Source organism: Stenotrophomonas sp. yr243 (genome assembly GCF_900184195.1).
Taxonomy (GTDB): Bacteria; Pseudomonadota; Gammaproteobacteria; order Xanthomonadales; family Xanthomonadaceae; genus Stenotrophomonas; species Stenotrophomonas lactitubi.
Genome location: NZ_FXWT01000001.1, coordinates 511,127 through 530,390, shown reverse-complemented (window position 1 = coordinate 530,390; position 19,264 = coordinate 511,127). Strand labels below are relative to the sequence as shown.

The 19,264-nt window shown below is 66.2% G+C and carries 21 protein-coding genes; 16 read left to right on the top strand and 5 right to left on the bottom strand.

Annotated elements, in window-relative coordinates; translation table 11 throughout:
* Positions 1-10: 10 nt before the first annotated feature.
* Positions 11-1,093 carry a sn-glycerol-3-phosphate ABC transporter ATP-binding protein UgpC gene (gene ugpC / locus QOL57_RS02485; protein WP_089240356.1) on the top strand — a complete coding sequence of 361 codons (1,083 nt, stop codon included), beginning with the start codon at positions 11-13 and terminating at the stop codon, positions 1,091-1,093.
* Between the two features lie 127 nt (positions 1,094-1,220).
* Here ugpC and QOL57_RS02480 read toward each other — a convergent pair whose 3' ends face one another.
* Entirely contained in the window at positions 1,221-2,096 is an 876-nt protein-coding gene (locus QOL57_RS02480) for a folate-binding protein YgfZ (RefSeq protein ID WP_089240358.1), read from the bottom strand.
* A 269-nt stretch (positions 2,097-2,365) separates the two neighbouring features.
* On the opposite strand from QOL57_RS02480, the gene sdhC reads away from it, so the two are divergent.
* From sdhC to QOL57_RS02435, 9 genes are all read left to right on the top strand, one after another.
* Positions 2,366-2,758, top strand: coding sequence for a succinate dehydrogenase, cytochrome b556 subunit (sdhC, locus tag QOL57_RS02475; RefSeq protein WP_089240360.1), 393 nt, complete (start codon positions 2,366-2,368; stop codon positions 2,756-2,758).
* On the top strand, positions 2,755-3,141 hold the full coding sequence (gene sdhD / locus QOL57_RS02470; protein ID WP_025878813.1) for a succinate dehydrogenase, hydrophobic membrane anchor protein: 387 nt from the start codon (positions 2,755-2,757) through the stop codon (positions 3,139-3,141). Before sdhC ends, sdhD begins: the two co-directional genes overlap by 4 nt.
* Positions 3,142-3,172: 31 nt before the next feature.
* On the top strand, positions 3,173-4,963 hold the full coding sequence (gene sdhA, locus QOL57_RS02465) for a succinate dehydrogenase flavoprotein subunit (RefSeq protein WP_089240362.1): 1,791 nt from the start codon (positions 3,173-3,175) through the stop codon (positions 4,961-4,963).
* 66 nt (positions 4,964-5,029) lie between these two features.
* Complete coding sequence (locus tag QOL57_RS02460) at positions 5,030-5,815, top strand: succinate dehydrogenase iron-sulfur subunit (RefSeq protein WP_089240364.1); 786 nt, start codon at positions 5,030-5,032, stop codon at positions 5,813-5,815.
* 73 nt (positions 5,816-5,888) lie between these two features.
* Positions 5,889-6,137, top strand: coding sequence for a succinate dehydrogenase assembly factor 2 (locus tag QOL57_RS02455; RefSeq protein ID WP_089240366.1), 249 nt, complete (start codon positions 5,889-5,891; stop codon positions 6,135-6,137).
* Complete coding sequence (locus tag QOL57_RS02450) at positions 6,088-6,537, top strand: hypothetical protein (protein ID WP_089240368.1); 450 nt, start codon at positions 6,088-6,090, stop codon at positions 6,535-6,537. Before QOL57_RS02455 ends, QOL57_RS02450 begins: the two co-directional genes overlap by 50 nt.
* A gap of 23 nt (positions 6,538-6,560) precedes the next feature.
* Positions 6,561-7,802, top strand: a complete 1,242-nt coding sequence (locus tag QOL57_RS02445) for a lipoprotein-releasing ABC transporter permease subunit (protein ID WP_089240370.1) — start codon at positions 6,561-6,563, stop codon at positions 7,800-7,802.
* Positions 7,795-8,508, top strand: coding sequence for a lipoprotein-releasing ABC transporter ATP-binding protein LolD (gene lolD, locus QOL57_RS02440; RefSeq protein WP_089240372.1), 714 nt, complete (start codon positions 7,795-7,797; stop codon positions 8,506-8,508). The genes QOL57_RS02445 and lolD overlap by 8 nt, the downstream gene beginning before the upstream one ends.
* A 196-nt stretch (positions 8,509-8,704) precedes the next feature.
* Positions 8,705-9,154, top strand: coding sequence for a DUF6491 family protein (locus QOL57_RS02435; RefSeq protein ID WP_089240374.1), 450 nt, complete (start codon positions 8,705-8,707; stop codon positions 9,152-9,154).
* 67 nt (positions 9,155-9,221) lie between these two features.
* Here the strand turns inward: QOL57_RS02435 and QOL57_RS02430 are convergent, their stop codons facing one another.
* The 3 genes from QOL57_RS02430 to ftsY form a co-directional block, all read right to left on the bottom strand.
* Positions 9,222-9,491, bottom strand: coding sequence for an oxidative damage protection protein (locus QOL57_RS02430; protein ID WP_025878821.1), 270 nt, complete (start codon positions 9,489-9,491; stop codon positions 9,222-9,224).
* Between the two features lie 5 nt (positions 9,492-9,496).
* The gene (gene mutY, locus QOL57_RS02425) at positions 9,497-10,621 is read right to left on the bottom strand and encodes an A/G-specific adenine glycosylase (protein ID WP_089240376.1); all 1,125 of its coding nucleotides are present in this window, start codon (positions 10,619-10,621) and stop codon (positions 9,497-9,499) included.
* A gap of 117 nt (positions 10,622-10,738) precedes the next feature.
* Positions 10,739-12,067, bottom strand: coding sequence for a signal recognition particle-docking protein FtsY (ftsY, locus tag QOL57_RS02420; RefSeq protein WP_089240378.1), 1,329 nt, complete (start codon positions 12,065-12,067; stop codon positions 10,739-10,741).
* Between the two features lie 131 nt (positions 12,068-12,198).
* Here ftsY and QOL57_RS02415 point away from each other — a divergent pair, with 131 nt between their 5' ends.
* Positions 12,199-12,501 carry a hypothetical protein gene (locus QOL57_RS02415; protein WP_089240380.1) on the top strand — a complete coding sequence of 101 codons (303 nt, stop codon included), beginning with the start codon at positions 12,199-12,201 and terminating at the stop codon, positions 12,499-12,501.
* A gap of 348 nt (positions 12,502-12,849) precedes the next feature.
* Here QOL57_RS02415 and htpG read toward each other — a convergent pair whose 3' ends face one another.
* Positions 12,850-14,742 carry a molecular chaperone HtpG gene (gene htpG, locus QOL57_RS02410; RefSeq protein WP_089240382.1) on the bottom strand — a complete coding sequence of 631 codons (1,893 nt, stop codon included), beginning with the start codon at positions 14,740-14,742 and terminating at the stop codon, positions 12,850-12,852.
* A gap of 671 nt (positions 14,743-15,413) precedes the next feature.
* Here htpG and rsmD point away from each other — a divergent pair.
* The 5 genes from rsmD to ggt all read left to right on the top strand — a co-directional run bounded on the left by rsmD (position 15,414) and on the right by ggt (position 19,236).
* Positions 15,414-15,992, top strand: a complete 579-nt coding sequence (rsmD, locus tag QOL57_RS02405) for a 16S rRNA (guanine(966)-N(2))-methyltransferase RsmD (RefSeq protein ID WP_089240384.1) — start codon at positions 15,414-15,416, stop codon at positions 15,990-15,992.
* Positions 15,993-16,018: 26 nt separating this feature from the next.
* Entirely contained in the window at positions 16,019-16,528 is a 510-nt protein-coding gene (gene coaD / locus QOL57_RS02400; RefSeq protein ID WP_008267036.1) for a pantetheine-phosphate adenylyltransferase, read from the top strand.
* Positions 16,529-16,606: 78 nt separating this feature from the next.
* Positions 16,607-17,098, top strand: coding sequence for a hypothetical protein (locus QOL57_RS02395; RefSeq protein ID WP_089240385.1), 492 nt, complete (start codon positions 16,607-16,609; stop codon positions 17,096-17,098).
* 132 nt (positions 17,099-17,230) lie between these two features.
* Positions 17,231-17,512, top strand: coding sequence for a YfhL family 4Fe-4S dicluster ferredoxin (locus tag QOL57_RS02390; protein WP_025878828.1), 282 nt, complete (start codon positions 17,231-17,233; stop codon positions 17,510-17,512).
* On the top strand, positions 17,509-19,236 hold the full coding sequence (gene ggt, locus QOL57_RS02385) for a gamma-glutamyltransferase (protein WP_089240387.1): 1,728 nt from the start codon (positions 17,509-17,511) through the stop codon (positions 19,234-19,236). Before QOL57_RS02390 ends, ggt begins: the two co-directional genes overlap by 4 nt.
* Positions 19,237-19,264: the final 28 nt, after the last annotated feature.

Below are 19,264 nucleotides of genomic sequence, written 5' to 3'. Positions count from 1 at the left end.
GATGAGTGAAATGGCAAAAGTGCAGTTGCAGGGTGTGCGCAAGGTCTACGACAACGGCCAGGTCGCGGTGAAGGACGCCACCTTCGAGGTCGCCGACGGCGAACTGATGGTGCTGGTCGGCCCGTCCGGGTGTGGCAAGTCGACCCTGCTGCGGATGGTGGCAGGGTTGGAAGAGATCAGCGGCGGCACGTTGACCATCGGTGATCGCGTGGTCAACGACGTGGCACCGAAGGACCGCGACATCGCGATGGTGTTCCAGAGTTATGCGCTGTACCCGCACATGACCGTGGCCGAGAACCTGGCCTTTGGCCTGAAGCTGCGCGGGCATGACAAAGCCACCATCGACAAGCGCATCAGCGAAGCCGCGCAGACGCTGGGCCTGACCGAGATGATGGACAAGCTGCCCAAGGCGATGTCCGGCGGCCAGCGCCAGCGTGTTGCACTGGGCCGTGCGCTGGTGCGTGAGCCGGCGGTGTTCCTGCTCGACGAGCCGCTGTCCAACCTTGACGCCAAGCTGCGCCACAGCGTGCGCACCGAGATCGCGCAGCTGCACCGCAAGCTGGGCACCACCATGATCTACGTGACCCACGATCAGGTTGAAGCGATGACCCTGGGCCAGCGCATCGTGGTGCTGAAGGACGGTGTCATCCAGCAGATCGATACGCCGATGGCGCTGTACGACCGTCCGGCCAACCTGTTCGTGGCCGGTTTCCTCGGCAGCCCGGCGATGAACGTGCTGCGCGGCACCCTGCAGGGCGACGCCGGTGGCGTGACCGTGGTTGATGGCGCGTGGCAGGCTCCGCTGGGGCAGGCGACGATCGATCCGGCGTGGCTGCAGAAGCCGATCGCGGTGGGCGTGCGTCCCGAACACCTGCAACCGGCAGACAGCGAAGACACGCATGCGTTCACCGCGCGCGTCGAAGGCATCGAGCCGGTCGGCAACGAGATCTTCGTCAACATGAGCAGCGGCCAGCACGCGCTGACCATGCGCGTGGCGCCGCAGTCGCTGCCGGGCGTGGGCGAGGACATCCGGGTGGCGATCCACCCGCAGGGCCTGCATTTCTTCAACCCGGAAACCGGCGAGCGCCTATAGTCCTGTAGAGCCGAGCCCACGCTCGGCTGCTTCATCGCAGTGCGGACCAACGGTCCGCACCCACCGGAACAGGGGCTCGGGCTCGGTAGATCCACGCCATGCGTGGATGACGTACCGGATCGACGCCTCAGCGCGCCAACCCGTCCAGCAGTGGCATCCGCTGCGCGGGCGCATCACCCACCTGCAGTTGGCCGTCATTGGTCTCCAACGGCAGCACCGCCAGCGCCAGATCGCCGGCCACGCTGGCCAGGGTGCCGAGCGCGACGCCGTCCTGCTGCACGCCATCGCCGGCCTGCGCCGGTGCTGCGGTATGCAGCAGCTGCACCGCGCGCTTGGCCTTGCCGAGGAAATGGGTGCGCGCGACGATTTCCTGACCGGGGTAGCAGCCCTTCTTCACGCTGTAGCCGTTGAGGCGGTCCAGGCCCAGCTGTTGCGGGGTCCACACCTCGCGCTGGCTCGCTTCCAGTCGCGGCAGGCCAAAGCGCAGGTCGGCCTGGCGCCAGGCCAAGGCAAAGGCAGCGTCCCCGGCTTCGTCGCTGTCCGGGAAGGCCTCGACCGGGCCGATGCGCAGCGTGCGGGGAAGTGCGTCGCTGCCCAGGTCCAGCTCCCAGCCGTGGCTGCCAGCCAGCGCGATGGCTGCGCCGGTAGCGGCTTCCGGCGCAGTAAAGGCTCCGGCCACTGCCAAGTCAGCATGCACCTGCAATTTCACTTTGCGGCGGAACACGAAGCGCTGCAGTTGCGACGCAATCGCATCGGCATCGCCGTCGGCGAGCACCAGCAGCACATGGTCATCGGCCAGCCGCAGCAGCTGAAACACTGCCAGGGTGCGGCCTTTGGCGCTCAGCCACGCGCTCCATTGCCAGTGCAGCTGGGGCAGGGCGGTCACGTCGCTGCTGAACTGGGCATGGGCAAAAGCCACTGCATCCACGCCCTGCAGGCTCAGCAATTGATGGCCGGGCAGGCGCGGATATGCGACGAAAGCAGGGGGAAGGTTGTCAGGCACGTGAACGAGGTCTAAAATTTGTGCGTTGCGAGACCCATCATGATAGGCCAAACAACCCCCACTCCCGACGCCGAAGCTGAAGCCCCGCTGGTTCCCCCGGTCCCTGTGCCCGTGGAACAACCAGAGGTGGAAGAAGAATTCGGTGGCCGCGGCGGACTCGATCCGGTGCGGTATGGCGATTGGGAAAAAAACGGACGCTGCATCGATTTTTGATCAGCATTGAGCCAACGCGGCCTTATGCCGCCCAGCCGAGACAACGAGCCCAGCGAATGGCGACCAGACAACGTCCCCTTTCTCCGCACCTTCAGGTGTATCGCTGGCAGATTCAGATGGCCACCTCGATCCTGCATCGAGCCACTGGCGTCTTTCTGTCTGTTGGTGCCCTCATCATCGCCGGAGGCCTGTTGGCTCTGATGATGGGGCCCGAATCCTGGAACTGCTTCACCGGCCATGCCGGGGCCTGGTATGGCCGCGTGTTCCTGTTCGCGTGGACATGGTCGTTCGCCTATCACCTGTGCAATGGCATCCGCCATATCGTGCAGGACTTCGCGATCGGATTCCGCATTGCCACCTTCATCCGCAGCAGCTGGATGTCGGTGATCGGCAGCCTGCTGATCACCCTGGCGGTGTGGGCCTATGTGATGTTCGGAGGTGCCGCGTGAGCAAGTTCCGTACCCCGTTGAAGGGCGTGCGCGGTCTCGGTTCGGCCAAGACCGGCACCGAGCACTTCGTGCATCAGCGCCTGACCGCCGCCGCACTGGTGGTGCTGGGCATCTGGTTCCTGGTGTTCGTGCTGGGCCTGCTGGGCTCGGATTACGTGACCGCCACTGCCGCGATCGCCAAGCCGTGGAACGCCGTTCCGCTGATCGGCCTGCTGATCGCCATGTTCTGGCACGCCCAGCTCGGCCTGCAGGTCGTGCTGGAGGACTACATCCACGAATCGCTGCTGGCCCTGGTGCTGCAGACCGCGGTGAAGTTCGTCGCCGTGCTCGGCATGATCGTCAGTGTGTTTGCGGTGGGCCGCATCGCCCTCGGCGTTGCCTGAGCCCAGGCGCCAAGACAGGAATCCAGACTAGATGTCCGCTTACAAGATTACCGAACACAAGTACGACATGGTCGTGGTGGGCGCCGGCGGCGCCGGCCTGCGTGCCACGTTCGGCCTGGCCGCCAAGGGCCTGCAGACCGTGTGCCTGACCAAGGTCTTCCCGACCCGGTCGCACACCGTCGCCGCCCAGGGCGGTATCTCCGCCGCGCTCGGCAACATGGGCGAGGACGACTGGCGTTACCACTTCTTCGACACCATCAAGGGGTCGGACTGGCTGGGCGACCAGGACGCCATCGAGTACATGTGCCGTGAAGCGATTCCGGCGATCATCGAGCTCGAGCACTACGGCGTGCCGTTCAGCCGCACCGCCGAAGGCAAGATCTACCAGCGTCCGTTCGGTGGCATGACCACCCAGTACGGCGAAGGCCCGGCGGCGCAGCGTACCTGCGCGGCGGCCGACCGTACCGGCCACGCGATGCTGCACACGCTGTACCAGCAGTCGCTGAAGCACGACGCACGCTTCATGATCGAGTACTTCGCACTCGACCTGATCTTCGATGACGAAGGTGCCTGCCGCGGCGTGCTGGCGTTGGACATGTCCGACGGCACGCTGCACCTGTTCCGCGCCCAGGGCGTGGTGCTGGCCACCGGCGGTTACGGCCGTGCCTACTTCAGCGCCACCTCGGCGCACACCTGCACCGGCGACGGTGGCGGCCTGGCCATGCGCGCCGGCATCGCCATGCAGGACATGGAGTTCGTGCAGTTCCATCCGACCGGCATCTACGGCGCCGGCTGCCTGATCACCGAGGGTGTCCGCGGTGAAGGTGGCATCCTGCGCAACAGCAGCGGCGAGCGCTTCATGGAGCGCTACGCACCGCACTACAAGGATCTGGCTTCGCGCGACGTGGTCAGCCGTTCGATGACCATCGAGATCCGCGAAGGCCGCGGCGTCGGCGAGCACAAGGACCACATCCTGCTCGATCTGACCCACCTCGGCCCGGGCGTGATCGACGACAAGCTGCCGGGCATTGCCGAGAGCGCCCGCATCTTTGCGGGCGTCGACGTGCACAAGCAGCCGATCCCGGTGATCCCGACCGTGCACTACAACATGGGCGGCATCCCGACCAACTACCACGGTGAAGTGGTGCGCAAGGACGGCGAGAACCCCGATGCGGTCGTGCCGGGCCTGTACGCTATCGGCGAAGCGGCCTGCGTTTCGGTGCACGGTGCCAACCGCCTGGGTTCGAACTCGCTGCTGGATCTGGTGGTGTTCGGGCGTGCGGTGGCCAATCGCTGCGCGGCGACGATCACCCCGGGCGCGTCGCACAAGACCCTGCCGGCCGACGCCTGCGACAAGGCGCTGGGCCTGCTGGACAAGCTGCGCCACGCCAACGGCGATACGCCCACTTCGGTCATCCGCGATCGCATGCAGCGCACCATGCAGGCTGACGCGGCGGTCTTCCGTACCAGCCAGACGCTGAAGGAAGGCTGCGAGAAGATGGACAAGATCTTCGACTCGTTCCAGGACGTGAAGGTCTCCGACCGTTCGCTGGTCTGGAACTCGGACCTGATCGAGACCTACGAGCTGAACAACCTGCTGCTGAACGCGGTGGCGACGATCAACTCGGCCGAGCAGCGCAAGGAAAGCCGCGGCGCACACGCGCACGAGGACTTCCCGAACCGCGACGACGTCAATTGGCAGAAGCACACCCTGGTCAGCGTGGACGAGAAGGGCAAGTGCAGCTTCGACTACCGTCCGGTGCACATGTACACGTTGACTGATGACGTGTCCGTGGTGCCGCCGAAGCCGCGCGTGTACTGATCCGACCCCGCCTAACATGCAATCCGCGCCCTCGGGCGCGGGCCGCCTGAGCCAACGAGAGCAGCCATGGCCGAGTTTTCACTCCCCAAGAATTCCAAGATCACGAAGGGCAAGCACTTCCCCGCCAGTACCGGCGGCAAGAACGTGCGCACCTTCAAGATCTACCGCTGGAGTCCGGACGACGACAGCAATCCGCGCACCGACACCTATGACGTCGATCTGGACGCCTGCGGCCCGATGGTCCTGGACGCGCTGATCAAGATCAAGAACGAGATCGATCCGACCCTGACCTTCCGCCGCTCGTGCCGCGAAGGCATCTGTGGTTCGTGCGCGATGAACATCGACGGCACCAACACCCTGGCCTGCACCCGAGCCATCTCGGACTGCGGCAAGAAGGAAGTGCCGATCTACCCGCTGCCGCACATGAACGTGGTCAAGGATCTGGTTCCGGACCTGACCCACTTCTATGCGCAGTACGCCTCGATCAAGCCGTGGATCCGCACCCAGACCCCGGCACCGCCGGACCGTGAGCGCCTGCAGTCGCCGGAAGACCGCAAGAAGCTCGATGGTCTGTACGAGTGCATCCTGTGCGCGTGCTGCTCGACCAGCTGCCCGAGCTACTGGTGGAATGGCGAGCGTTACCTGGGCCCGGCGATCCTGCTGCAGGCCTACCGCTGGATCATCGATTCGCGCGACGAGGACACCGGTGCGCGCCTGGACGATCTGGAAGATCCGTTCAAGCTGTACCGCTGCCACACCATCATGAACTGTGCCCGGACCTGCCCGAAGGGCCTGAACCCGGCGCTGGCGATCGCCGAGATCAAGAAGCTGATGATGGAACGCCGCGCCTGATACGGCGCCGGGTAGCTGCATGACCCCAGTAGAGCCACGCCATGCGTGGCTTTGCTGTATCTGGAGAAACACGATGGAAGAAGATGTTCTGCTGAAGAAGCTGCGTTGGCGTTGCCGGCGCGGCATGCGCGAACTGGACCAGTTGTTCGGTCGCTACCTGGACCGTGAATGGAGCAGTGCACCGACCGAAGAGCGCGAGGTTTTCCTGTTCCTGCTCGATTGCGAGGACGATAAGTTGTGGCGCTGGTTCATGGGCTACGAGGCCTGCCCACATGCGCACGCCGTGCCCCTCATGCACAAGATCCTCGCCCTCAAGCCTTGAGTGGCGCCCGTCGCGGCTGCAGGCCGGTGCTCAGTTGGCCGTACTGCTCGCCGCGCCGTGGCTGCTGCGGGCCTCGGATCTGCCGTCCGTGCATCTGGTTCCCGCGCTGATCGGGGTCTGGGTGCTTGGCCTGGCCGAACTGGCCTGGCGCCTGCGGCGGCCCCGCGTGGTGGTGCAGCTGCCGCCTGTGCCAGAGCCGCTGCGCGTGGACGGCCACGACATTCCCGAGCCGCGACTGGTGGTGCGCGGGCCGTGGCTGCTGCTGCACTGGCGCGAGGACTGGCATCGCCGACGGCTGTTGTTCTGGCCGGATGTGCTCGATCGCGGGCAGCGACGTGAACTGCGACTGGCCGTATCCGCACGCGCCGTTTCCCGTCAGCCCCGGTCGGTGGCACCATAGGCTGAATCGACTGGCGTGCCTGCATGTTCAAACCCATTCCCGTGGCCATTGGCCTGCGCTACCTGCGCGCCAAGCGCCGCAACGGCTTCATCTCCTTCATTTCGATGGCATCGATCCTGGGCATCGCGCTCGGGGTGACGGTGCTGATCACCACACTGGCGGTGATGAGCGGTTTCCAGAAGGAGATCCGCAGCCGCCTGCTGCAGATGACCGCACACACCACCATCAGCCGCGACGGCGAACCGATGCCGGACTGGATGCGCGTGGTCGATGTGGCCAGCAAGGATCCGCGCGTCGCCGGCGCTGCGCCGTATATCGAGATCCAGTCGATGATCAGTGGCCCGCGTGTGCAGGGTGCGATCATCCAGGGCATCGACCCGGCGCTGGAACCCAAGGTGTCGGTGATCGACAAGAAGGTCACCAAGGGCAGCTACGGCAGCCTGACCCCGGGCAGCTTCAACCTGCTGCTGGGCAAGGAACTGGCCGTCTGGCTGGGCGTGGACGTCGGCGACCAGGTGCTGGTGACGTTCGCGGAAGTGCAGGGCACGCCGGCCGGCGCGGTGCCGCGGATGAAACGCTTCACCGTCAGCGGCATCTTCGAGGCCGGTTACAACGAAGTCGATCGCGGTGTGGGTTTTGCCAACATGAAAGACCTGGAGCGCGTACTGCGTTCCGATGGTGCCACCGGCGTCCGCCTGAAGCTGCATGACATGGACCGCTCGCTGGAGGTGGGCGTGGACCTGGCGCAGAACCTAGGCGGCGCTTATCGGGTCAGCGACTGGACCCAGCAGAACGCCAACCTGTACCACTCGCTGCGCATGGAAAAAGTGGTGATGGGCATCCTGCTCTCGCTGATCATCGCCATGGGCGCGTTCAACCTGGTGTCCTCGCAGGTGATGCTGGTGACCGACAAGCAGGCCGACATCGCGATCCTGCGCACCCTCGGCCTGACCCCGGGCGGGGTGATGCAGGTGTTCATGGTGCAGGGCTCGCTGATCGGCATCTTCGGCACCCTCGCAGGCCTGATCGGCGGCATCACCCTGACCTTGAACCTGGAGCGCATCCTCGGCGCGATCGAAGCGGTGTTCAAGATCAAGCTGCTGCCGGAGGATGTGTACTACATCACCGGCCTGCCTACCGACATGCAGACCGGCGACATCGTGGTGATCACCCTGGTCGCGCTGCTGATGAGCTTCCTGGCCACTCTGTATCCCGCCTGGCGGGCAGCACGCACCCAGCCGGCGGAGGCCCTGCGTTATGAATAAGGTCTTCAATCGCGGCGATGAAGTGATCCGTGCCGAAGCGCTGGGCAAGACCTACGCTGAAGGGCGCATGCAGACCCCTGTGTTCGATGGCCTGGACCTGACGGTGACCGCCGGCGAGACGGTTGCGATCATCGGCGCCTCCGGTGCCGGCAAGAGCACGCTGCTGCACCTGCTGGGCGGGCTGGACACGCCCACCGCGGGCGAGGTCTATGTCACCGGCCAGCGCATGTCTGCGCTGTCGGACACTTCGCGCGGTCTGCTGCGCAACCAGGCGCTGGGCTTTGTCTACCAGTTCCACCACCTGCTGCCGGAATTCACCGCGCTGGAAAACGTGATGATGCCGGTGATGCTGGCCGGTACCGCAGTGGCGGAGGCCAGCACGCGTGCGACTGCGCTGCTGGAATCGGTCGGCCTCGGCCATCGCCTGGATCACAAGCCCGGCGAATTGTCCGGTGGCGAACGCCAGCGTGCTGCAGTGGCGCGTGCGCTGGTCAATCACCCGGCCTGTGTGCTGGGCGACGAGCCGACCGGCAACCTGGATGACCGCACGGCCGCGACCGTGTTCGAGTTGATGCTCGAGCTCAACCGCGCCCGCCACACCAGCCTGGTGCTGGTCACCCATGACCGTTCGCTGGCGCGGCGCCTGGACCGGGTGCTGGAACTGCGCGAAGGGCGCCTGCACGCGCTGGCCCACGCCGACGTCTGAGCGGGCTGGGCCCGCTTTGGTAGATGCCGACCTTGGTCGGCTGGTCCTGCAGGGCAGGCGCCAACCAAGGTTGGCGGCTACCGCGGTTGCAAGCGACCTGGGAGCGCCGACCAACGGCTGAACTGGGCCGCCGGCCGTCGCGCCGGCGCTGCCTGACTGGGCGCATGATGTGCACAGTTCGTCCGTGGAGATCGCCATGAAGACCCTGTTGTTGATCGCCGGGCTGTGCCTGGCCCTGGCTGGCTGTGCAACCACTGGCCGCTTGGGCAGTGCCGAGAAGCTGGAGCTGTATCGTGCCCACGCCGGCGCACCGCAGAAGGACATGCAGTTCTTCGGCAGCCTCAATGGCTGGACCGAACTGGGCGACAGCGCGCTGGCGGTCTGGACCAAGCCCAGCGAGGCCTACCTGCTGGAGCTGAGCGGACCGTGCCCGGATCTGTCCTACGCACCAGCGATCGGCTTGACCAGCCACATGGGCCGCGTTTCCGCACCGTTCGACAAGGTGCTGGTGCGCGACCCGACCAGCGGCCCGCGCATGCCGTGCTTCATCAAGACCATCCGCAAGCTGGACGTGAAGTCGCTGCGGGCGGAGGAAAAGGAAATGCGCCAGGCGCAGGTGCAGGAACGCGAAGAGTCCACGAAATAGGCCGGTAGCGCCGGGCCATGCCCGGCGGATGCGGGAACGCCGGGCATGGCCCGGCGCTACCTCCAGATCAGGCTTCCGGGGTGAAACCAGCGGGCTTCTCCGCGTCCTTCTCGAACAGGAACTTCACCAGTTCCGTTTCCAGGAAGGCGCGATGCTCCGGCTTGCGCGGGGAGAGGCGGTTCTCGTTGATCAGCATGGTCTGGTGTGCCAGCCATGCGGTCCAGGCTGGCTTGCCGATGTGGTTGAAAACGCGCTGGCCCAGCTCACCCGGGTAAGGCACGAAGTCCAGGCCCTCGGCATCGCGTTGTTCGTACTGGCAGAAGACGGTTCGGGGCATGGCACTCACTCGTGGTTGCGGGATTTCGCGGAGGTTCGCTTCGGGGCCTTGATGGGCGTGCCATCAAGCAGTTTTCGGATAGGGGCTGGCAAGCCCAGTGCAGACAGTTCGGCGGCGTCGACCCAGCGCAGCGTGGGTTCTTCCACACGCAGGCCGTGCACCTGCCGTGACAATACCTGCAGATGCAGCTTGTAGTGGCTGAAGGTGTGCTGCAGCACCGGTAGTTCCTCGGCATCTTCCAGTGAACCATCGACGTGCACGTCGAACCAGTCCTGCAGCTCGCTGCCCGCATCGGCCTGCGGAAGTGTCCACAGCTGCGCCCAGATGCCGGTATCCGGCCGCTTCTGCAGCAACACGCGCTGCTGCTTGTCGCGCAGCAGCAGGGCCACCGCCTCGCGTTCGGGCAGCACCTTGCTCGGCTTGGCTGTTGGCAGTTCGGCGGTGCGGCCTTCGCGACGGGCCACGCAATCCTCCTGCAGGGGGCAGATCACGCAGGCCGGTCTGGATCGGCTGCAGACCGTCGCACCGAGGTCCATCTGCGCCTGGGTGTAGTCGGCCATGCGTCCCGCCGGTACCTGCGCGACCTGCGCTTCGGCGATGGCCCACAGCTGCTTTTCGACGGCGGGCAGGCCAGGAAAGCCTTCGACGCCGTGATAGCGGCTGAGCACGCGCTTGACGTTGCCGTCGAGGATCGCGAACGGGTCGTTCCAGGCTTGGCTGAGGATCGCGCCGGCGGTACTGCGGCCGATGCCGGGCAGGTCGTGCAGGGCATCGAAATCACGCGGCAGGTCGCCCCCGTGTTCGCTCACGCAGCGTTTGGCGGCGGCATGCAGATTGCGCGCACGCGCGTAGTAACCCAGCCCGGCCCACTGCGCCATCACCGCGTCGTTGCTGGCGGCGGCAAGGTCGGGGAGGGTGGGGAAGTGCTGCAGGAAACGGTGGAAGTACGGAATGACCGTTGCCACCTGGGTCTGCTGCAGCATGATCTCCGACAACCAGACCCGATACGGGCTGCGCGGATGCTGCCAGGGCAGGTCGTGGCGGCCATGGTCGTCGAACCAGTGCAGCAGGCGGGCGACGAAGCCGTGCTCGGGGGCTGGCATGGCGCTGGCGTTCTGCTGGCGGGGCATTGGTACTCCAGGAGGCAGCCACCCATGGGGTGGCTCTACTACGGCAGCGGCCGGTCACCCATGGGGTGGCTCTACCGGGTTGCAGTAGAGCCACGCCATGCGTGGCTGCACGGTGTATCAGGCACCCAGCGCTTCGGGCAACAGGGCGTCGACGAAGGCTTCCGGATCGAACACGCGCAGATCTTCCGGGCGCTCGCCGATGCCGGCGAAACGGATCGGAATGCTGAACTCACGGGCCAGCGCGAACACCACGCCGCCCTTGGCGGTGCCGTCCAGCTTGGTCACCACCAGGCCGGTCACCTTGACCGCGGCATTGAACTGGCGCAGCTGCGAAAGCGCGTTCTGGCCGGTAGTACCGTCGATCACCATCAGAACTTCGTGCGGCGCGTTCTCGTCGATCTTGCCGAGCACGCGGCGGATCTTGCCCAGTTCGTTCATCAGCCCGGACTGGGTGTGCAGGCGGCCGGCGGTATCGGCGATCAGTACCGACGTGCCGCGGGCCTTGCCGGCCTGCAGCGCGTCGTAGGCCACCGAGGCGGCATCGGCGTTCTGCCCCTGCGCGACCACGGCCACGCCGTTGCGCTCGCCCCAGATCTGCAGCTGGGCCACGGCGGCAGCGCGGAAGGTATCGCCAGCGGCCAGCATCAGGCTGTGGCCCTCGTCCTTGAAGCGCTTGGCCAGCTTGCCGATGGTGGTGGTCTTGCCGACGCCGTTGACGCCGACGGTCAGCACCACGAAGGGCTTGGCGTTGCGGTCGATGACCAGCGGCTTTGACACCGGCTGCAGGATCGCGATGAGGTCAGCACGCAGTGCCGCCAGCAGGGCGTTGGCATCGATGAATTCGCGCGCCTTCATGCGCTTGCGCAGGTCGGCGATCAGGTCGGTGGTGGCGGCAACGCCGACGTCGGCGGTCAGCAGCGCGGTCTCGATCTCGTCCAGCAGGTCGTCATCGAGTTTGGGATTACGCGAGAACAGGCCGCCGAAGCTGCGGGCGAAAGTGCTGTTGCGCAGGCGTTCGCGCCAGCCGGGCTTGCCGGCCGGGGCGGGCGGGGCATCGACCAGCACCGGCAGGTCGGCGGCCGGGGCGGCCGGTTCCTGCGCGGGGATGACCGGGGCCAGCGGAGCGAGGACCGCAGCGGCGGCGGCCGCTTCGGCTGTGAAGTTCTCCGGCGCCAGCACGCGTTCCGGCGCGGCTTCCGGAATGGTCTCCTGCGGCGCTTCCAGCGTTGCCTGCGCTGCTGACGTTGCGGGCGCGACGACTTCGGGGGTGGCGGTTGGCATCGGCGCTTCCGCCACGGGCGGGGCTACCGGTGCGGCCGGGGCCTGCTCGGGCGGCGCGGCCGACGGGAATGCCGCCGCCAGCTCTTCAGCCGAGTAGTGCTGGGTCTTGGGCGCGTCCGGTGTGGCGGCGTCCTGGGGCTTCTTGCGGCGGAAAAAACTGAGCATTGGCAAAAGGCGCTGAAATCAGAGGGATATGCTACCACCCGGGCCTGTCTGGCCGGCGTGGACTCAAGGTCGCAGCCGCGCGGCCGTTAACCGGTGCGGAAGGCTGCATTGGGTGGCCTGGGAGACCCCCGATGAACGATGTGACCGGTGTTGCCCTCAGCGGGATGCGTGCGGCCCAGCGGGGCGTGCAGGTGGCCGCGCACAACGTGGCCAATCTGGCGACCGCGGATGCACCGCGCCTGCAACTGCAGCGCGAAGCCGCAGTGCAGGGCGGGGTGGAGACCCGCGTGACGTCCACCGGCGACACCGACCCGTCCGCGCCGCTGGGTGACCTGTTGGCCGCCAAGGCCGAGGTGGTGGCCTTTGCTGCCAACGCTGCGGTGATCCGCCGCGAGGACCAGATGCTGGGCTCGCTGCTGGATCGGCAGGCGTGATCTGAGCGGCTTTGGGCGGGCCTGGTGGCTGGCCTTGAGGGCAATCGTGGCCTGCTTCTGCGGAACACCAACCGCGCCGTGCTTCGGGGGACAACCGCGATCCGCTCTGGTAGGTGCCAACCTTGGTTGGCACGCTTTTGCAGTCGAACCAAGCGCCAACCAAGGTTGGCACCTACCAGGGCAGCGACAGCGCCAACCAAGGTTGGCACCTACCAGGGCAGCGACAGCGCCAACCAAGGTTGGCACCTACCAGGCCAATGACAGCGCCAACCAAGGTTGGCCTCTACCGGGGCAATGGCGGTGCCAACCGAGGTTGGCGCCCACCAGTCTGGGCGATCCCGGCATCGATCAGGCCGACAGCTCCAGCAGCAGCTTGTTCAGACGGGCCACGTAAGCACCCGGATCCTTCAGGCTGTCGCCAGCGGCCAGTGCGGCCTGGTCGAACAGCACCCGGCCCAGGTCGTCGAAACGTGCGCCGTCGGCTTCGGCATCCAGCTTGGCGATCAGCGGGTGACCCGGGTTGATCTCCAGTACCGGCTTGCTGTCGGGCACCTTCTGGCCGCTGGCTTCCAGGATCTGGCGCATCTGCAGGCCCAGGTCCTGTTCGCCGATGGCCAGCACCGCCGGCGAATCGGTCAAGCGGTGCGACACGCGCACTTCGGCCACGTCATCGCCGAGCACGTTCTTCAGGCGCTCGACCAGGCCTTGCTTGTCCTTGGCAGCGGCTTCCTGTTCCTGCTTGTCCGCTTCGCTTTCCAGCGCGCCCAGGTCGAGGTCGCCGCGGGCGATGTCGACGAAGCCCTTGCCGTCGAAATCGGTCAGGTAGCCCATCAGCCACTCGTCGATGCGGTCGGTCAGCAGCAGTACTTCGATGCCCTTCTTGCGGAACACTTCCAGATGCGGGCTGTTGCGCACCTGGCTGTAGCTCTCACCGGTCAGGTAATAGATCTTGTCCTGGCCTTCGGCCATGCGTCCGATGTAGTCGGCCAGCGACACGGTCTGTGCATCGGCCTCGCCACGGGTGGAGGCGAAGCGCAGCAGGCCGGCGACCTTCTCACGGTTGTTGTAGTCCTCGGCCGGGCCTTCCTTCAGCACCTGGCCGAATTCCTTCCAGAACGTGGCGTACTGCTCGGGCTTGTCGTTGGACAGCTTCTCCAGCATGTCCAGCGAACGCTTGGTCAGCGCGGCCTTCATCGAATCGATGACCGGGCCGGACTGCAGGATTTCGCGCGAGACGTTCAGCGACAGGTCGTTGGAATCGACCACGCCCTTGATGAAGCGCAGGTACAGCGGCAGGAACTGCTCGGCCTGGTCCATCACGAACACGCGCTGCACGTAAAGCTTCAGGCCCTTGGGTGCATCGCGGTGGTACAGGTCGAACGGCGCACGGCCCGGCACGTACAGCAGCGAGGTGTACTCCAGCTTGCCTTCGACCTTGTTGTGGCTCCAGGCCAGCGGGTCGCTGTGATCGTGGGCGACGTGCTTGTAGAACTCGGTGTACTCCGAATCGCTGATCTCGGTGCGCGGGCGGGTCCACAGTGCGCTGGCGCGGTTGACGGTTTCCCATTCGACGGTAGCACCTTCTTCGCCGCCTTCCTTGGGCATCTGGATCGGCAGGCCGATGTGGTCGGAGTACTTCTTGAGAATGCTGCGCAGGCGCCAGCCGTCGGCGAAGTCGTGCTCGCCATCCTTCAGGTGCAGCACGATGCGGGTGCCGCGCTCGGCCTTGTCGATGGTGGCGACATCGAAATCGCCTTCGCCACGCGAGGTCCAGCGCACGCCTTCACTGGCGGCCAGGCCGGCACGACGCGAGGTGACTTCGACCTCGTCGGCGACGATGAAGGCGCTGTAGAAGCCGACGCCGAACTGGCCGATCAGCTGCGAGTCCTTCTTCTGGTCGCCGGACAGCTGGCGCAGGAAGTCGCCGGTGCCGGATTTGGCGATGGTGCCGAGGTGGGTGATGGCATCGGCGCGGCTCATGCCGATGCCGTTGTCTTCGATGGTAATGGTGTGCGCGGCCGGATCGAAGCTGACGCGCACGCGCAGTTCGCTGTCGCCTTCCAGCAGCTCGGGCTGGGTCAGGGCTTCGAAGCGCAGCTTGTCGGCGGCGTCGGCGGCATTGGAGACCAGCTCGCGGAGGAAGATCTCCTTGTTGGAGTACAGCGAGTGGATCATCAGCTGCAGCAGCTGCTTGACTTCGGTCTGGAAGCCAAGGGTTTCGGTCTGGACGGTTTCGGTCATCGGGTAGGGCTCCATGTGCGGTGCCGCGCAAGCGCGTGCGGCCTCGCCAAGGGGTAAGGGTGATTGTCCCGAAATCAAGGGGTTGTTCTGGCAGGGCTGCGCCCTGCACCCGCAGAGGCCAGGGCAACAGCAACAGCAACGGCAAGAGCGGGCATTCCGTGGGATGGCGGGGCGGTGTGGGTGGGCAGGACACGCCGTAAACCCATCCATGGGGGCTCGATGGCGCCATCCATGGCGCCAACGGTCCTGCCCACCCACACCGCCCCGCCTTCGACAGATCGTCGCGACCTGCAGTAGATAGATCCACGCCGTGCGTGGATGAAATCTCTCAGATATCGAAATCCAAAACAGGGGCAGATCCGTTTTCCGCAGGAAAGCGGATCTGACCCCACGAGCCGTTCCAACAGATCGCAGGAAACTGTCGAAGGCGGGGTGGGTCAGGTTGTGGGGGTGTCCGCGGCATGGATGCCGCGGCCAAGCCCCCATGGACGGGTTTACGGCGTCCCCCACAGCCTGACCCACCCCGCCTACCCACAGGAAACCAGCTTTTGCCGTTGCTCTGGCTGTTGCTTCGGCCGTTGCTGTGGCCTCTGCGGGTGCCGGGCGCAGCCCGGCCGAACTACAATCCCGCTCATGCTGAAATTCTCGAATACCTCCCGCCGGGGGCGCCGATGAGCGGCCGTACTGCGAATGACGGCCAGGTCCGCATCATCGGCGGGCGCTGGCGCAATACCCGGCTGCCGGTGCCGACCCTGCCGGGCCTGCGGCCCAGCAGCGACCGCGTGCGCGAAACCCTGTTCAACTGGCTGACGCCCAAGCTGGGCGGGGCCCGCGTACTGGACCTGTTCGCCGGCAGCGGCGCGCTGGGGCTGGAAGCCGTCTCGCGCGGTGCCGCGCATGCCACCCTGGTCGAGCGCGATGTGCAGCTGGCGCGCAATCTGTCCGCTGCCGTGGCCAAACTGCAGGCAGGCGACAGCGTCACGGTCGCCCAGGCCGACGCGCTGCGGTGGCTGCAGGCCGCGCCGGCGCAGCAGGCCGATCTGGTGTTCATCGACCCGCCGTTCGCCGATGGCCTGTGGCAGGACGTGCTGGCCCAGCTGCCGCGGCATCTGGCCGCCGATGCCTGGCTGTACCTGGAGTCGCCAGCCAGCCACGTGCCGGTGCTGCCCCCGGAATGGCTGCTGCACCGCGATGGCAGCACCCGCGAGGTGCGCTTTGCCCTGTACCGCCGCGCCACTGCTACACTTTGACCTCATCTGAACATCTGCAACCGCCCATGACCGTGGCCAACCGCCGCATCGCCGTCTATCCCGGCACGTTCGACCCCATCACCAACGGTCACATCGACCTGGTGAGCCGGGCCGCGCCGCTGTTTGAAAAGGTCGTGGTGGGCGTGGCGCAGAGCCCCTCGAAGGGACCGGCACTGCCGCTGGAACAGCGCGTGCAGCTGGCGCGTGGCGCCCTCGGCCACCACAGCAACGTCGAGGTCATCGGCTTCGATACGCTGCTGGCCCATTTTGTACGTTCGGTGCAGGGCGGCGTGCTGCTGCGCGGGCTGCGCGCGGTGTCCGACTTCGAGTACGAATTCCAGATGGCGAGCATGAACCGCCACCTGATCCCGGAGGTCGAGACCCTGTTCCTGACCCCGGCCGAGCAGCACAGCTTCATCTCGTCCTCGCTGGTCCGCGAGATCGCACGCCTGGGTGGCGATGTGTCCGGCTTCGTGCCGGCCGCCGTGCTCGAGGCGCTGCGCAAGGTCCGCGAAGCGAAGTCGGCGCAGTCGTAAGCCCTGCCCAGCAGTAGATCCTGTAGTACCACGCACCCCATTACGCACACCAACACGCAACATTCCGGGAGGAAACCCATGAACAACACCATGCGCGCGATGCTGATCGCCTCGTTTGCCCTGGCTTTCACCGCCTGCAAGAAGGAAGAAGCCGCTCCGGTCGACGAAGCCAAGCAGGCGCTGGTCGCCCCGGCCAAGGAAGACGACGCAGGCTGGAAGAAGTACCTGCAGGAAGTGGCCATCCAGAACATGGGCAACATCACCAACAGCCCGTTCCTGTACTACCTCTCGCCGGAAACCGACCCGGACTTCCAGGCCAAGTACGAGCGCCAGACCGAGAGCGCGACCCAGGCCGTCGCCCGTGGCGTGCAGCCGGGCAACATGCTGGCCTTCGGTTCGTCGGCCTCGGGCAAGATGGCTGACATGATCCAGGTCGTGTTCAAGGACGTCTCGCCGGATTCCATGAAGGGCGTGCGCGTCGTGTTCATCGGCCAGTCCGCCGACAACGCCCGCGTCCAGGCCGTGGTCCAGCCGACCGGTGCCGAGTACATTTTCGTCGAAGCCAAGTAAGACCGAGCCGAGGCGGTCGTGCTGCGGCACGACCCGGGCGGCGCCCTGCGATGGGCGCCGCTGATGACCTGACCGGCCCGCGCGCCCGCGCAGGCCGGTCCTTGTCCCAAGGCGCGGGCGTGGAGTATCGCCATGTCGCTGAAAATCAATGAGCTCTGCGTCAACTGTGACGTATGCGAGCCGGCCTGCCCGAACCAGGCCATCACGATGGGTGAAACCATCTACGTGATCGACCCCGCCCGCTGTACCGAGTGCGTGGGTCATTTCGACGAACCGCAGTGTGTGGTCGTGTGCCCGGTCGAATGCATCGACCCCGATCCGGACATCGTCGAAACCGAAATCGAGCTGCTGGCCAAGTTGCGCCAACTGCAGCACGATCATCCCGAACTCTATGCGGAGCCCCCATCCGAATGAAGCCGTTCGCCCGCCCCCTGTTGTTGCTCGGCCTGCTGCTGAGCCCCGTCGCTTGGGCTGATGCCCCGGCCCGCGCCGAGCGCCCTGACGGCGCGGCCATCGCCAGCGGCCACGCCCTGGCCACCCAGGCCGGTGTCGACATCCTGACCCAGGGCGGCAACGCCTTCGACGCGGCGGTGGCCGTGTCCTCGACCCTGGCCGTGGTCGAGCCGATCAGTTCTGGACTGGGCGGCGGCGGCTTCTTCCTGCTGCATGATGCGGCCACCGGCAACGACGTGATGCTGGACGCGCGCGAGACCGCGCCGGCCGCAGCGACGCCGCAGGCCTTCCTCGACAAGAAGGGCGACCTGGACCGCGACCGCTCGGTCAACGGCCCTTGGTCGGCCGGCATTCCCGGCCTGCCGGCGGCGCTGGTCGAACTGTCGGCCAAGCACGGCAAGCTGCCGCTGGCGGCCTCGCTGCAGCCTGCGATCCGTATCGCACGTGAAGGCTTCCCGGTCTATGAGCGCATGGCCAAGGGCTATGCCTCGCGCCGCGAGGTGATGGAACGTTATCCCGGTACGCGCGAGGTCTACCTGCGCAATGGCAAGCCGATCGCCACCGGTGACCTGTTCAAGCAGCCGGAACTGGCGCAGACCCTGGAACGCCTGGCAGCCGGCGGCTTCGATGGCTTCTACAAGGGCCAGACCGGCAAGCTGCTGTTGGCCGGCGTGAAGCAGGCCGGTGGCAAGTGGACCGCCGAGGAACTGGCTGGCTACCGCGTCAAGCAGCGCGCGCCGATCGTCTTCAACTACAACGGCTGGAAGATCACCACCGCGCCGCCGCCGTCCTCCGGTGGCATCGCCTTGGCCAGCATGCTGCAGATCCTGGAAGGCTGGGACATCAAGCAGATGGATGCGGCGCACCGCACCCATCTGGTGGTGGAGTCGATGCGCCGTGCCTACCGTGACCGCACCTTCTTCCTCGGCGATCCGGATTTCGTGCAGATCCCGCAGAAGGTGCTGGCCAGCAAGGATTACGCGCAGGGCCTGCGCGCGACCATCCACCCGGAAAAGGCCACCCCCAGCGACCTGCTGTCGGGCAATCCGACGCCGCTGGAGGATGACGAGACCACCCATTTCTCGATCATCGACCGTGACGGCAACCGTGTCGGTGCCACCCAGACCGTCAACCTGCTGTACGGCTCGGGCCTGATTCCGAAGGGAACGGGTGTGCTGCTGAACAACGAGATGGACGACTTCGCGCTGAAGCCGGGCACGCCAAACGCCTTTGGCGTGATGGGCTACGCCGCCAATGCACCGAAAGCCGGCAAGCGCATGCTCAGTTCGATGACGCCGACGTTCATGGAGAACGACGACAAGGTGATCGTGCTGGGCACGCCCGGTGGCAGCCGCATCATCACCATGGTGCTGCTGGGCATCCTCGGCTACGACGCTGGCCTGGATGCGCAGCAGGTCGCCGCGCTGCCGCGCTACCACCACCAGTGGCTGCCGGACCTGATCGAAGCCGAGAGCAACGCTTTCGACGCTGCGACCATCAAGCAGCTGCAGGCGATGGGCCACAAGATCGACCTGCCGGGCGAGGTCGCCGCCGGTGGCCGTGGTTCCAGCCATGTGTGGGGCAACCTGCAGACGGTGGAATGGGACCGCAAGGCCAACAAGCTGTTTGGCGGCAGCGATCCGCGCAACCCGGTCGGCAGCGCCCAGGTCGTGCCGGCTCCCTGATCCGGCGGCGGACGCAGACCTGAGAACC